The organism is Flavobacterium sp. UMI-01 (assembly GCF_019656315.1).
Lineage (GTDB): Bacteria > Bacteroidota > Bacteroidia > Flavobacteriales > Flavobacteriaceae > Flavobacterium.
On record NZ_BPLU01000038.1, the window covers coordinates 453,024 to 469,139 of the forward strand.

Genomic DNA, 16,116 nt, shown 5'->3' on the forward strand with positions numbered 1-16,116 from the left:
AAGATTATTTGAGGATTTTTTTATGACTTTAATTAAAAGCCTTTTTGATTTCATCAATACTCACTCCAAATAATTTTTGAACAATCGGATTTAAACTCGCTTCGTTGCCTTCGATATGGCAGGTTAATTGAACGTGAGTGCCGCTTTGACCTGGTTTTAAAGCCAAGGCAGGTGATGACGATTCCAATTCGTAAAAAGGTCCTAATGGTTTTTCTCCTTCTTTAGGCGCGCCATCGTTGTAGGCATTGACCACATCGCCACCAAAAGGATTTTTCTGAATTTCCCACATCGAGTTTACATAATCGGTAACGTTAGCTGGTTTTTTGTATTTAATTAGCGTTAAAATTCCTTTTTTAGAATCATAAGAACCCACGAGATTTTTTGCTCTTGCTGGTGACAATCCTATTTTACTGCGGTATTCGCCATCTCCTTTGAAATAAACTACTTTATCCGCTACTTTCAAACGGTCAGCTGGTACTTTTCCAAAATAAGCGTCATTGACAACCGCTCCTAATTCTGCTTCACTACCTTGAACATATGGAAGTACAATGGTTGTAGTAGGAGAATGATTGAACATACCCAACAACCAAATAGACAATAAGCCTGTTTCTTTTTCCCAATTGGTTTTTCCAACATTGGTAATCGTATTGGTCGTTTGGTAAGCCACCGTTTTAATTTCGTCCGCAATTGTACCTAAGCCTAATTCTTTTTGGATTTCTTGTTTCGAAAGTACCGCTACTTCACGCTCAATACCCATGTCAAATTGAAAACCAGAATAATTAACCAAAGAGGCTTTTTTGGTAAAAACCGCTTTATTTTTTGAAACTGATTTTACATCAAAAGGCTCTAAATCAATCAATTTTGGGGTGTACCAATCTTCCAAAATAAAGCGTGACCCTTTTTTAAAGAAAATAGAAAATTGACCACCTTCTGGTCCTAACCAAAAACGCTCTTCTCCACCGTAAACATTAATGTGTTCTTGGGTTTCTTTGGATTCAAATAATTCTTTGTTAATCCAACCATAGCTTCTTCCTTGGTCACCATGGGCGCTACTGGTCATTACCCTAGCTTGCAAGCTAGCTGCAACAGCTACTTTAGATTGATTGGAATCATCGGTAAGTTCGATTAATTCGATGTGTTTTTTCATGAAATTCACATCATCACCGTAAGTGCCTGCGGTATTTTCCGTTTGATGTTGCTCTGTGTCGGAAACAGTATTCTCTTGTTCCGATTTCTTTTTATCATTACAGGAAATCATCAATCCTAAGGATAGCATTAGAATTCCTAGTTTTGGGGTGGTAAATGTTTGTTTTGGCATTTTTAATAGTGTTAATAGTTGTTTTTTTTCTTGTTATTTTACTTTTATAATTTATTCCTTTTTTGGCCAATTTACATCGTAACGATGTAAAAACGGCAAAGAAGTTTTTGTACTTTCTATTTCAAGTCCCCATTTAATTCGTTCAGCTTTTCCATCATCTAAAAAATTATTTGCTCTGTAAGCACCCCCTGCATCTGGGCCATTTTCAACATCATGGGTCTTTTTAAAATGGTATCCATCTTCTGAATACAAAACCGAACGTACTAATTCTGGTGGCCCGGTAACTCCAATCATCGCAGCTACGCCTTTAGCTTGTGGCCAAGCCAATACAGCATGATTTCCTTGAATAACCGGATTTCCTTTGTATTTTACATAAGGGCCTTCTGGTTTTTCAGCAATGGCTACCCCCATTTTGGTTTGATGCGGACTTTCCCCTACTTTTCTTCCTTTATAATACAACCAATATTGATTGTTTCTCGCAATAAGACAGGCATCATCAATCAGATGACTATCAAAATCCTCTGGATTAGTACTATTCGTAAGTATAGGATTTGTTGGAAGGCGCTCCCAAGGTCCATTAGGGGAATCAGAAACCGCTAATCCAATTTTTGAATCTCCATAAAATCCTTTTCCATGATTTTTAGAAGTTCCCGTATAAAAAAGCCAATATTTTCCTTCTGCCAACATGATGTTGGGTGTAAAAACACTTCCTGCTTCCCAAGAGCCTTGTTTGCCTTTAGCCAATGCCATCCCTCGCTCCGTCCATTCGTGTCCATCAGGAGAGGTGGCATACCAAACCGTGGCATCATAACCCGTTTTTAAAGGTCCTTTGGAATACCACACATAATACAAATCGTTTACTTTAATAACATCACTAGGGTCTCTGCGCATTACCCCTTTTTCTTCTCCAATGCCTGTAACTGCTGAATAGGTAATTGTAACTTTTTCATTTTTTTGAGCCTCAGTTTTAAAAACTACAAGAAGGAAAATTAAAAATACTATTCTTAAACTGTAATTTGATGTTTTTCTCTTTTTAAGCATAGTATGTTTATATTTTTATATTCATATGGAGTACTTGCTGGTTACGTACTACTTTTAAATTCAGTTTTCCTTTGGCATTTGCCGTAACTTGTGTAAATTGATTAACATCAGCCGTTTGAATGCCGTTTACAGCCTGAATCAAATCCCCTTCTAAAAGTCCAGCTTTTGCTAAAGGACTCGTATTTAGAAGATCTGAAAGCACAACACCCCCTTCATTTTTACTCACTCCAAAGGCTGAAAATTCTTCGCCTGATAAATTACTAAAAGTAGCTCCTTGCCATTTAACCTTTGGGCTGGCTTCCGTTTCAGTTTTTGTTCCAAAAGCTTTTAAAACAGGTATTTCTGGTGTGCGAGCAATCGCTTTTAAAGAAGGCTTTTTTACACCAAATTGATCCATTGGGAAATTTTTGAAGCCTATTTTCAAAGCCGGTGAGTTTTCTTTAACCCGAAAATCCCCTTTTTCAGGATTAACAAACATAGGGTCACCAAAGGCAGAATTTTGATCCCAACCTAAGGTATTAGAAACTTTCATCACCTGAGCTTTATCGGCTGCAAAAAAATTGCGATCGACACTGGTTTCCGTCGTATAAGGTTCTTTCATACGCGCAGGTTTGTGTGCAGTCATGAATATGTTACTATAGACTTGGTCTTTGCTTCCATTGTACCAAACATGAGGATGAAAACCATTGTTTACCGTGATGTTATTCCACGCATGACGACGGAAACCTTCCCGTAATTTCAAGCCATGATTCAACATCAAATTGTTATAAATATCGTAATTGCTAGAACCATCATCTAAGTCAATATCCCATCCATGGTCACAACGCCAGCGACTGTTACGGATAATATTCTTTTTTACCACATCTAAGAAAGGTAAATTAGGGTCTTTATCAATAAATTCCTGAGAAATTTGACGGTCTTTGTGCCAAAAACGATCCCTACCCCAAGAATTAAAAGAACCATGATCGTGGGTTTCTAAAACAGTATCAAAAACATCACATCTTTCAATGATATGTCCTCCCCAAGTCCCTTCGCTAATATTTATTCCGGCTCGGGCACAATCGTAAATGGAAACATCACGAACGGTTATGGATTGTGACATCGAAATTTGCACCCCTGCTGGCTGACGCTCTACGCGCCCAATACCATGAATCAAACAATCCTCAACAACAGCATCTGCAGGGTAATTATTTGTTTTAGGGCCTGGCGTACGATCGATTTTTGACAAATCATTGGTCTGCTGATATTCAAACAAGGGATTTCGTACCGCATTGGGGTCTCCCACAAAACAGACACCACTGGCTCCTGTATCATGAATATGACATCCTTTGATTAAGGTATTACGGTTATAATTATTTACAAAAATGGCGTTTCCTCCTACTTGATCAAACTCCGTATCTAAAATTTTAATGTTTTCTGTACCTGTTAAAAAGAAAGCCCCACCTCGATACATAGCCCAATCGGAACGCAAAAGTGGTTCTTTGGTATCCATAAACGTACGAGAGGCATGACGGACTACAAAACCTTGCAAACTAATGTTTTTTACAGGATTTTTTTCAGTGCCGTTAAATTCAATCAAATGACGTAAACGCACCACTTCAACTTTGGCTTTATTTACATCCAATCCCGATTTAGGTTTGTAATAAAGTGTATTGGTTTTGGCATTATGATACCATTCTCCTTCGGCATCTAATTCTTCAAAAATATTTTCTACCATTCGGTATTCCTTATGCATTCCCATTTGGCGATTATTTTGCCAGCCTCCTTCATATTGCAATTCGCCTCCTTCTTTTCCCGTAATACGATAATGATACCCACCCCATCTCGAAGGGTGCATCGCATGAATATAGCCTCCTTCTGGGTTTTCCCAATGAGAGACGCGTTCGTTTGAAAAGGCATCTGCTGCATAACCTTGATAGGGTTCTGCTGTTTTGCTAGCATCATAATTTGGATAGCGCGCCATTCGTTGGTTTTTACCATTGATAAAAACTTGGTCAATCACCAAACCTTTGGGGGTTTTGGCTTTAAAAATACCATCACGATATAAATCCCATTTCAAATTCAATTCAGTACCTCCACTTAAAACGGCCGCTCCTTCGTTTTGAGCCTTATACACAATAGGGTATTTTTCAGAGCCTGAATCATCTGCCGTAAACACAACGGTTTCTGGAAGGTAATAAATACCATCTGCAAAGTAAACGGTAACTGCTTTTTTAGCCGCATAGGCTCTTGCCTTTGTTTGAGCAGCTTTAAAAGTTGCCAAGGGATGTTCTTTGTCCCCCGTTTGCTTATCAGAACCGTTAGGACTCACAAAAATTTCCTGTGCCTTAACTTCACTGAGCTGACATACAAACAAATAACAAATAACAAATTTTAAATATTTACTCATTCCAATAATTTTCTACAGTTAACTATTTATTTTTTAGTTCTATAACTATCTAAAGTGGCTTGCATCTCTTTTACAATTTCAGGATATTTTTTGTAAACATTGATCGTTTGGTATTTATCATCTTCTAAATTGTATAACTGTGCTGGTGGCGCATCGGCTTTGATTTTTCCGTTTTCTATGTCACTGTTTACACTTCCTACAAAAGCTGTGGCTGGTGCTCCACCCCAAGCATGATGATTCGGTTGTGAACCAGTAAAACCTCCACTTCCTTGTGCTGGAATGTACATCCATTTTCCTTTTCGAACTGACAAATGAGAGGATTTATGCGCTGCCAAAACCAATTCGTTACGAACAGGTGTTTTAGGATCTCCTAACAAAGCGGGCAACACATTCACACTATCCGAATTTTCTAAACTTTTGGTGTTTTGTCCTGTAAGCGCCATAAAAGTAGCCAACATATCTACATTACAAATCAATTGATTGGATACGGTTCCTGCTTTTATTTTACCCGGCCATTTGGCGATAAACGGTACACGATGACCGCCCTCCCAAACGCCAAATTTAAATCCTAACAAATCGCCATTGATTTTGTGACCAGCTTTGATGGCATTACGCCCTCCTAAGTTCAGCATCGCGCCATTATCGCTGGTAAAAATCACTAAGGTATTTTCAGCAACTCCTTGTTTTTCTAAGGTAGTCATAACTTGACCCACCATCCAATCCAACTCCTGAATAAAATCACCATACAATTCTGCATCACTTTTTCCTTGAAAATTGCTTCCTGGTGTAAAAGGATGGTGAATATGGGTTGTAGCAAAGTATAAAAAGAAGGGATTCAGTTTGTCATTCTTTGATTTTTTGGTGGTCTTTTCTGTAATCCAATCTACTGCTTTTCCAGCTAATACCGTTCCTACCGTATAATCATTGTACAATTTATGCGCAGCCACAGCGCCTTTGAACATATTAGGTGTTCGTTGAGAAGCTTCCTCTGGAATAGGCGTAATGGGAGTCACCTCTTTGTCTTTGCCTTTTCCTACATACACCAAAGGATCTTTTGGATCACTTCCTACTACACGGTCATTCTCAACATATACATAAGGTGGGGCACTGTTTACCACTGGCACTCCATAGTAGTAGTCAAAACCTAAATCATTGGGACCAGGGCGCAACGGTTTGTTAAAAAGATTTTCCCCCACACCAAAACCTAAATGCCATTTTCCTAAAGCAGCTGTAGCATAACCACTGTTTTTAAACACATCGGCAATGGTTAATTGGTTCGGTTGAATCAACAATTCTGAAGTAGGAGGTGCAGGTCCCCAAATGCCTTTTCCATTGTCTCCGCGAAAAGGATATTGCCCCGTAATGGTCGCATAACGAGAAGGGGTACAAACCGCCGAAGCCGAATGGGCGTCAGTAAAAATTTTTCCTTCAGTTGCTAATTTATCGATATTGGGTGTTTTGACTTTGGTCGCACCATAACAACCAATATCGCCATAGCCTAAATCATCTACTAAAATATAAACGACATTGGGTTTGGTTTGCGCTTGAATGTCTAATGTACCCATAGAGCACAATAACGTTAAAAAGACACTTAGTTTTAGTGTAAAAAAAAGATTGTTTTTCATAGTCATATCTTATAATTTAATCTATTTTGAATTTCTACTTGACTCTGTAATGTGGGCTTCCCTTCAACCATTCGTAATCTTTGTATTGGTATTCATCTGACAATTCCTCTTTATCACTAAGAGGTTGCCATAGGGGTGGTTGACTCGATTGATTCAATGTTTTCCACCTTGTTAGCATTTTTTGAGCTATTGTAGGATGTTTTTCAGATAAATCTGTAGTTTCAGAAAGATCTTCTTTTAAGTTAAACAACTCTAGTTTATCGTTATTAATAATCAATTTATAATCACCAACACGAAGTACGCCGCTATTCTCTTTATAATTTCTTCCTATTCGCCAAAACAATTCATCATGAGGCTCTTTATTTGTTTCACCTGTTATATATTGGGTTATATTTTTTCCATCTAATTCAGATTTTGAAACATCTCCTCCAGCCAATGCTACAGAAGTCGCCCCAATATCCAATGTAGTAATTGGGGCGTTTAAAATACCACCCGGTTTTATTTTTCCTTTCCAATTTACTACAAAAGGCACGCGTAACCCTCCTTCATAACTATCCCACTTTGCACCTCTTAAAGGTCTGTTATCGCTGGTACGCTTCATACCACCATTATCACTTAAAAACCAGATGATGGTGTTTTCTGCAAGATTCAATCGGTCTAAGGTTTCCATCAATTTCCCTACACCTTTATCAAATTCGTAAGTCATGGCCGCATAAACAGAACGGTTTTCAGGTTTTACTCCTGGAATTGGCGTCATTTTATTGGCTGGAAATTTAGCTACGGTTTCTTCGGGGGCTTCCAAATACTCATGAGGTGCATTGTACGACATGAATAAGAAAAACGGCTTTTCCTTGTTTTTTTCAATGAATTGGACGCCTTGATCTGTCAATTCATGTGTCAAATATTGATCCCATGCTACAGGCTCATTGTTATGGATAATTGGTAATGTATGATGCATTTCCCTCATAATCCATGGCTTTGGTGTGCTAGTATATTTTCCATCATAAGAAGGATGATCCATAGGGTAATACAAGTGACCACCACTTAGAAAACCGTACCAATCATCATATCCCATGTTGTTAGGGTGTTGATGAGGAGCGGTTCCCATGTGCCATTTTCCAACACCACCTGTTACATAACCTTGCTGCTGCATATAGTGTGCAACGGTTTTTACGTTTTCGGGAAGTCCCTGTTTAGTATCTAAAGGAGTACCCGGATTGCCATACCAACCAAAGGAAGACTGCATTCTACCTGTAATGAATCCAGCACGCGACGGACCGCACATAGGCCCTGAAACATAGCCAGAAGTAAGTATAGCTCCACTTTTAGCCAACTTATCAATATTTGGGGTTGGAATGTCTTTACAACCGTTGTAACCTACATCAGCATAACCCAAATCGTCTGCCATAATCACAACAATATTAGGTTGTTTAGTATTTTGAGCATTACTACTAACATGTAGAAGCAAGAAAAACACTAATGCCCATGCAAATTTTATAATATCGATTTTCTTTAAGATCATAACCATCAAATTTTCTCTTGAATGTTTTTAAAGGGAGGTACTCTTTGGTCAGTTCCAATGGTATTAACATCCCCCAATTCTTTTCTGGCTTTTTCGGCTTCTTGGAGTAAGTCCTTAACCACTTCCGGATTTTCTTTTGATATGTCTGTTAACTCACCCATGTCTTTATCCAAATTAAACAATAACGGGCGCTTTAATACGATCAATCCTCTGCATGAAATATTTTTTAGGTTTGTCCCATTAAAAGGTTTTTCATTTTCCCCTTTAGACCAAAAAGGTTGGTCTTCTGATGTTCGTGGTAAATGCAATTTCCACTTTCCTTTTCTAACCGCCTGAAGATTGGTTCCATTGTAATAATAGACCACTTGATGCGGCGAAGTTCCTTTTCCTGTTTTTAAAATAGAGGTAATATCTTTCCCATCAATCACTCTATCTTTTGGCAATTTAGCACCCGTTAGCGAAGCTAAGGTTGGTAGTAAATCCATTGAAGATAAAAAAGTATCGTTCACTCCCTTGGCAAAATGGTTATCCCATTTGATGATAGCAGGGATACGAAAACCGCCTTCCATCGTAGTGTATTTTCCACCGTTCAATGGCCCTGCCGAACCTCCAAAATGACAAAGAGCTGGACCGTTATCGGATAGAAAAATAACAATGGTATTTTTATCCAAATTATGCTGCGTAAGTGCTTTTGTTAATTGGCCTACGTAGTGATCCAATTCTTGCACATAATCGCCATACAAACTCCCTTTAGAAGTTCCAATAAATTCCTTACTAGGTTGTATCGGAGAATGTACCGAATGATAGGCTAGATACAGAAAAAAAGGATTCTCTTTATTTTCTTTTATATAGTCAATAGCTTTGCCCGTATAATCCCCAATCAAGGTTTCAAAAGCGACATTTTCTTTTACTACTTTATTATCGCTATACACATCGTCTAAATCGGGATGACTGGTATGCCAATTGGATTTCAAACCATAAAAATGTTGAAAGCCGTGGTCAATGGGTTGTGCGCCCTTATTAAAACCTAAATGCCATTTTCCAATAGCCAAGGTAGCATAGCCTCGTTGTAAAAGTAAATCGGCAATGGTAATCTCATCAGGATGCAAGCCGTAATCCTTATGCTTCTCAATTTCTCCTTGTGCTACAGGAAATCCGTTTCGCATGGGATAGCGCCCAGTCAAAATTGCTGCTCTTGAAGGACTACAAACCGAAGAAGCCACCTGAAAATCGGTAAATCGCAAACCTTCATTTGCCAGTGCATCGATATTGGGCGTTTTAACATCTTGTGCTCCGTAACAACTCAAATCGCCATAGCCTAAATCATCGGCAAAAAGAATGATGATGTTGGGTTTGTCTTGTGCTTGTATTGTTGGGACACTTCCTAAATTTAGTAACAAAAAAATCATTCCTATTCTTAAATATAGGACTTGACTGTAATACGATTTTATAAAAGACTTCATTTTCTATTCTTTATTAAATTCTTACTATTCTTCCCAATTATCCGTACGAAACGGATAAGCCGGTAACTCGCTATTGTTTACTAAATTCACTGTTGGTTTGCCTGCAAAAGCATAACGAACATATTTAGGATTTTGAACCTCAGCTGCACTCAAAACCACCGTTTCTCCTTGAATTTTAGTATCTGCTTTTACCCATTTTTTTTCATCATTGGCAACCCAAAATCCAGAAGGAGCTTTGCCATTGGTGGTTTTCAACCCCTCCGCTTGATTAAAATGCACTACCAATTTTCCTTTCTCCTCCACTACTTTTTTCAAAGTAGGTCCTATAGCTGTTTTCTTTAGCTGTAGGGTATTTGCTGCTGCCAAAAGAGCTGCTCTTTGTCCGATAGGTAATTTATCAGTTGGATGAATGTTTTTTTCATCACCTAAATCAATCGTATTTACCACCGAAACATGGGGTAAACTAAGCGCATCTAATTGCGATTCCCGCATCCAACTCCAAGACTCTTCGGTTGGACTTTCGGGGTCAATGTTCATCTTTTTTTCCGTTCCTTTTCCGTAACCCGGCAACATTACTACCATAAAATGCAATTGATCATCCTGCCATTGCTTGCGGTAATTCAACATCCATTTTTGTAATACCGTACCATATTCCTTCATTCCGCAAACACGGTGAAACCAATTTTCCTTATCGACTTCCGGCATTCCAGATATAGAACGGGTATTTCGTTCGCCTTGGTACCAAACTACTCCTCTACAAGCAAACGGAATCAAAGGATGCATCATTGCATTGTACAAAATATTGGGTTGGCGTCTCAAATAGATATTTTCATCATTGGTCCAATTCGATTTAGCCATAACCTTTTCAATTTGTGCCACTCTCGCTGCATCAGCATCAAACTCATTCATAATGGTATTAAAATGGGGCAACTCCTGAGTCATCGACCTGGGCATCCAAGCTTCGATAGACGAACTTCCCCAAGAGGTTTGGATGATTCCTACTGGAACTTGCCCCAAATTTCTAAGGAAATAAGCAAACGAAAAAGCTACAGCACTAGGCGGATTTGTTGTTTTCCATTGTCCCTCGATTTGCTCTTGTTCTACCAAACTTACTTTTTCGGCAACCTGAAAACTTCGAATATTTTGGGCTAAAGGCACCAAACCACGAACTTCCACGGAAGATGACACCCCCATTTGCATATTGGATTGCCCAGAACAAATCCAGACTTCACCAACCAAAATATCTTTGACAACCACCTTATTTTGTCCAGAAATAACCATATCCTGTCCATCGAATGAGGTTTTTAGAGGAGCTAATTTTACCATCCATTTTCCTTCCGCTGTGGTCTTTGTCTTTTGGGTTTGTCCTGCAAATTGGACTGTAATTTCGTCCAATGGTTTACTGGTTCCCCAAACAGGAACTGTTTTTTCTCTTTGCAACACCATGTGGTCGCTAAATATGGTTGCCACTTTTAAGGCTTGAGCGTTGACTGTTAGAGTCAGAAAAATAAATAGTAGGATAAAAAAAGGATGCTTTTTTTTCATGCTTCTTAATTTGATGGTAATATTGTATTTGGAGTATTATAAGCTTCATTGCCCAAAGGTCTGGCGTTTTTTCCTCTGTGTTTATAGGTTCCAATATCTTCTTTGGCCCAATCTAACAATTTTGTCAACTCAGCCACTACTTTTGGATTTTGAGCCGCTACATCAGTCGTTTCGTCAATGTCAGATTCTAAATTGTACAACATGGGTTTGGTAAACATCAGCCTATCTTTTGGCGCGATATGATTTTGCCATTTATCATAAACAATAGAAGTCGAATCGGGTTGATTGGGTAAATGCAATTTCCATTTCCCTTTTCGAACGGCACGCAACTCATAATGCTGATAGTAGAAAAAAGGTCGGTCTAGTACTTTCTTTTTTCCACTAAAAATATTTGACACATCCAATCCATCAATCACCCTGTCTGTTGGAACTTTGGCACCTGCGATATGAGCCAAGGTAGGCAACATATCGATGGTAGCAACGACCTCATTAGAAACTTTATTAGCAGGCACTTTTCCAGGCGCTCTGATAACAAAGGGAACTCTAAAACCGCCTTCCCAAGCTGAGGTTTTAGCGCCTCGAAGTGGTTCGGCATGACCTGCATGGTCTTTCTTAATCCACCAAGGGCCGTTATCACTGGTAAAAATGACATAGGTGTTATCGTCCAGTCCGCTTTCTTTTAGTTTTTTAAGAATGCGTCCTACATTATAATCAATTTCTTCAATCACATCGCCGTATAAACCACCTTTGGATTTCCCTTTAAACTCAGCCGAAACGGCAAGTTTTACGTGAGGCATGGTGTGTGCCAAATACAGGAAAAACGGTTTTTCTTGGTTCTTGTCTATAAATCGAATGGCTTCGTCCGTATAACGTTTGGTCAAGGTGGACATATCGGCATTTTTTTCTACCAATTGGTCGTTTCTTAACAAATGCACTCTTGAGTCATTACTCGTAGGCGTAAAAAACGATTCGTCAAAACCTTGATGCATGGGCAACAAATCAGGATTGAACTGCTCCGCATGGTGACCTGCCAAGTCCCATTTTCCAATCATACAAGTACGATAGCCTAGTGGCTTTAATACTTCAGCAATGGTCACTTCACTCAATGACAATTTAGGATGCGGTGCTTCACCATCATCATTTCGGGCATTTCGCAACGGATAACAACCCGTCATCAAAGCCGCTCGTGAAGGACCACAAACGGTTTGGGCGTAGAAGTTGGTTAACTTCATCCCTTCTTCAGCCATTTTATCAATATTGGGCGTTTTAATATTGGGAGAGCCAAAGCATCCCAAATCTTGATAGCCTTGATCATCGGTAAAAATGATGATGAAATTCGGTTTAGTACTCGATTTTTTTTGACCAAAAGAGTAAAAACCCAGTAAACATAATGATATCAAAAAACACAGACTCTTTTTCATTTTTTTACTATTACAATTTAACAATCAAAGGCTTAGCACTATCCACTTTGCTTCTTTTTAGTTTTTTTGTTCCAATTCCTTCCAACGAAAAACTATTCAATTCCAACTGACCGGAAAGCACGGTTAAAACCGCTTCTTTATTTTTTACTTCGCAAGTTCCCCAGCTAGTACCATTGCTCCAAAAGTAGGTTCCCGGTTTTGATGTAAATCGCATGGATTTATCCACTCCTGAATAATGAAAACCAGAGCTAGCCAAAACCCCGCCCCAGGCCATCATGCTTCGGGCATAATGGTGACCAAATTCTGCTTCATCAAAAGGATTTCTTTTCTTTCCATCGTAGCGGTCACGTACATCTTGTGTCGTTTTTATCCCCTCTGCTATCTGACCTTCATACATCATGCTTACCGCAGCTGTATGCTCAAAACCAGTCATCACTTCGGTAAAATATGGGAAAGGTTGTTTGGGTCTTACTTTGGGATAATCAGCCATCAATAAAGCCGATTCGTCTTTATAAGCATACGAACGCATGAAATTAGGATGCTTCATTAAATTGTCACGATAGTTGTATTTCAGAATCGACTCGTTCGTTTTCTTCATATTCTCCTTATTAGCAAGATAACCCAAATCCAAAATATGCGCCATCACCTGCCCTACTAATTGATCTACCAAAACGCCTTCTCCCAACTGGTATTGAGGGTCATCAGCTACCAATCTTTTTTCGACACGAATCAAGCCTTTGGCAATGTTTTCCAAAGCCATCGGGGGTACTATTTTCTGAATGTAATATTCGCCATTAAAAAGGTTTTTATCTATCCATTTAGAACCGTTTTCATACAAACCGCGACAAGTAGTAGCAAATTTTTTATCGCCTAAATAAGTTGCCATTTCTTCAGAAGCCCGTAAGGCTCCCAGATACCAAAAACTCATTTGCGGATTGGGTCCGTAATATTCTACATCCATGGTGTTGTGCTGACTGCCTTCCATCACACCGTCTTTATTGGCATCCCATCCTTTGGGAATCCAACAAAATTCTAAGGCTTTTTTCACCTTTGGCCAGTTTTTCTTTAAAAATGCATCATCGCCCGAAAGTTGCCATTCGCGGTAATATTTCATGATACAGCCCATTTGTCCATCGGCTGCAGCCAAGCCAAAATTGTTTCCTTTGGTCTCTAAGGGCAAATGAATACGGTACGACATTAATCCATTGTCGTTAGTCCCGTAGCCAAATTCCATTTCGCGCATGTTTTGAGCGATATCGCCAAACAAGAAAGGAATCGTTTGTTCGTAATTCCATACGTGCGTACAGGTTCCGTCGCCACTTCCTTCATTATCTTTAATTCCTTCCCAACCCGAATAAAATCCTGATTTGGATTTGAAAAATAGTTGGGTTCTCAAATGCGCCAAGTTAAACAAAGCCGCTTCTTTGACCACTTCGGGAAAATCACTTTTGATAAAAGCATTCACAAAGCTTTGGGTTTGTTTTTCTAATTCGGGTATTCTTGATACATTTTTTTGTGCTACCTCCCAAGAATCCTGATATTGAGTGGCATAGTAATTCCCTATATTTTCCTTGTCTTTAAAATCGAGACGATTAGGGAAATTCCAAGTGATAAAAAAGCGGATGTCTTTTTCTTCGTTGGGTTTCAAAGTCGTTTTAACTGCCAAAGACCCCATGTTGTTTTTTTGTTTTGATTCTCGTTCTTCCAACAAACCATCATCAGTATAATCATCCCAAAATTCTAACGTACTATTCCCCCATTCTCCCGGTTTCCAAGCGGTTCTATGAGAAACTTCTCCTTGACTATTGGTCGTTAAACTAAAAGTCCCCCATTGTGCGCTTTCTTTGCTAATGGCTTCATTTGCGGTAAAATGAATTCCTTTTAAACCCTTTTCATCTTTATAGGTATTGGTGTTTTCATAATTTTTGCCCACTTTTCCATCAAAACCAATAAAATTAGGAATATTCCCTGCTAATGAAATGGTAATCGATTTGTTGGTGGTGTTTTTTACTTTGTAACTCAACACCGCCATCGGGATACTACTGTCACTGGTATTCCCAGGCACCAAAGGATTGAAGGCTCCAACAGTTACTTCCACTGGCAGGTTTTTGTCTTTTAGCACCACTTGCCCAAAAGGATAAGCTGTTTGAAAAGTCGCCTCTTCAAAACGAGGTAGTCCATGGTTTGGCGCTTTGGAACCATAATAACCATCGTCAAAACGGGTAGGAACTGGTCCTTCTAAAATAAATGCTTGTCCTTTTTTATTTTCTTCTTTTAGATAAATAGAGAAAAAAGGAGCACGGTTGATGACTTCTACTCCGCTATAAATAGGATTGTAGCCTTTAGCTGGACGGCTCATAATTTCCCAATCGATTAAGGCACCATAGCCACTCAAAGATATCGTTCCTGTACCGATACCCCCAACAGGCATAGCAATACGGTCCAGATGATTTTGATCGTAAGTTTTTAGTACTGGCCATGCCGTTTTTTGTTGTGCATTTGAAAAGCTTGTAAACGATAAAAACGCTGCATAAGCAACTATCCATTTTACTTTTTTCATTTTTAATATTATATATATGCGTTAAATATTTTCTTTTTTTACAAAAATTTGAGACAAGCTGATAGACTTATTTAATAACTTACACTGTTTACTCTAACACGTCGGTATCCCAGATATAATATGGAAAAAACCTTATTAGCCATAAGAAAGTAGCGTTTTTTAAAACTTCATATTGTTAATTTCAAATCGGAACAAATGTGCTTCTCCATCACTTTGTCTCATGCAAATTCCCCATCCTGGAATTTTTGTTGCTTTATTTCCATTTTCTAAATGAGGTCTATATAAGCCTGGTGCCATTGGGATTGAGCTTAGGTCTTCGGCAATTGGCGAAAAATTCAAACCATCCTTTGCCCAGTGAATGGATTTTATCAAAGACGTAAGTGAGGCTACTCCACCATTTTGATTCCAAATCAAAACTTCGTGTCCTTTTTCGACCAAAGGTTTACTATATTTTTGAAAAGGGCCTGCTGGATTTGTTGCCATAGCCACTCCCATTTGAGTGTGTTTTGCTCCTTCTTTGCCATATTCAATACATCTGCCTTTATAATACATCCAAATTTTCCCATCACGTACCAACATACTGGCATCATCTACTCGATAGCTATCAAAATCTGAAGCCTTTTCACTATGGGCAATAATTAAATTGTTGGGCACTCTTTCGAAAGGACCATCAGGACTATCGGCAACGGCAAGTCCTATACCCGTAAAATCAGTGGTGCTGTTGCCTTCAAATTTCTTCTCAGGATTCCCCGGTGTAGGTTTCACCCCTGTATAATACAGATAATATTTTCCTTTGTAAGCCAAAATATTTGGTGTAAAAACCGAATGGCTATCGAATGCTCCTTCTTTGCCTAAACCAAGCGCCATTCCTTGCTCTTTCCAAGTATGGCCTTCGTCTTCAGAGGTAGCGTACCAAATGGTTCCCCAATAGCCTGACCTCACAGGTTTATCCATTCGGGTGTACCAGATGTAGTATTTGTTTCCCACTTTAATAATATCGCTGGGATCTCTTCGGTTGTAAACGGGATCTTTTCCAATCCCTTTAATTTCCGAATAGGTGAAATTTACTTTTGAAGTAGTACTTTGCTGTTGTACACTGTCTCTTGTTGTTAGTTTATTTCCACATGCCGTCAATATGCATGTTGCTATAATTGCCATAGGCAAATAACGAGAAGCTGTTTTTAAGTTGATGTTCATTTTATAGGATGTTTTTAGTCGCTGTTTTTATTCTT

Annotated in this window: 10 protein-coding genes; all 10 read right to left on the reverse strand. The window is 38.9% G+C overall.

Features of this window, described 5'->3' with window-relative positions; all coding sequences use genetic code 11:
* Positions 1–28: 28 nt before the first annotated feature.
* Positions 29–1,318, reverse strand: coding sequence for a DUF6786 family protein (locus K5R64_RS12330; RefSeq protein ID WP_220763821.1), 1,290 nt, complete (start codon positions 1,316–1,318; stop codon positions 29–31).
* Positions 1,319–1,369: 51 nt separating this feature from the next.
* Entirely contained in the window at positions 1,370–2,359 is a 990-nt protein-coding gene (locus tag K5R64_RS12335; protein WP_220763823.1) for a family 43 glycosylhydrolase, read from the reverse strand.
* A 7-nt stretch (positions 2,360–2,366) separates the two neighbouring features.
* Positions 2,367–4,748 (reverse strand): PDZ domain-containing protein, encoded by a 2,382-nt coding sequence (locus tag K5R64_RS12340; RefSeq protein WP_220763825.1) that lies wholly within the window; start codon positions 4,746–4,748, stop codon positions 2,367–2,369.
* Positions 4,749–4,774: 26 nt separating this feature from the next.
* The gene (locus K5R64_RS12345) at positions 4,775–6,313 is read right to left on the reverse strand and encodes an arylsulfatase (RefSeq protein WP_220763827.1); all 1,539 of its coding nucleotides are present in this window, start codon (positions 6,311–6,313) and stop codon (positions 4,775–4,777) included.
* A gap of 94 nt (positions 6,314–6,407) precedes the next feature.
* On the reverse strand, positions 6,408–7,895 hold the full coding sequence (locus tag K5R64_RS12350) for a sulfatase-like hydrolase/transferase (RefSeq protein WP_220763829.1): 1,488 nt from the start codon (positions 7,893–7,895) through the stop codon (positions 6,408–6,410).
* Between the two features lie 5 nt (positions 7,896–7,900).
* The gene (locus tag K5R64_RS12355) at positions 7,901–9,358 is read right to left on the reverse strand and encodes a sulfatase (RefSeq protein ID WP_220763831.1); all 1,458 of its coding nucleotides are present in this window, start codon (positions 9,356–9,358) and stop codon (positions 7,901–7,903) included.
* 24 nt (positions 9,359–9,382) lie between these two features.
* A complete protein-coding gene (locus tag K5R64_RS12360; RefSeq protein WP_220763833.1) occupies positions 9,383–10,903 on the reverse strand; it encodes a sialate O-acetylesterase in 1,521 nt (506 codons plus the stop codon).
* A gap of 5 nt (positions 10,904–10,908) precedes the next feature.
* Positions 10,909–12,324, reverse strand: coding sequence for a sulfatase (locus K5R64_RS12365; protein WP_220763835.1), 1,416 nt, complete (start codon positions 12,322–12,324; stop codon positions 10,909–10,911).
* 10 nt (positions 12,325–12,334) lie between these two features.
* A complete protein-coding gene (locus K5R64_RS12370) occupies positions 12,335–14,884 on the reverse strand; it encodes a GH116 family glycosyl-hydrolase (protein WP_220763837.1) in 2,550 nt (849 codons plus the stop codon).
* 159 nt (positions 14,885–15,043) lie between these two features.
* Positions 15,044–16,081 carry a family 43 glycosylhydrolase gene (locus K5R64_RS12375; RefSeq protein WP_220763839.1) on the reverse strand — a complete coding sequence of 346 codons (1,038 nt, stop codon included), beginning with the start codon at positions 16,079–16,081 and terminating at the stop codon, positions 15,044–15,046.
* Between the last annotated feature and the right edge of the window lie 35 nt (positions 16,082–16,116).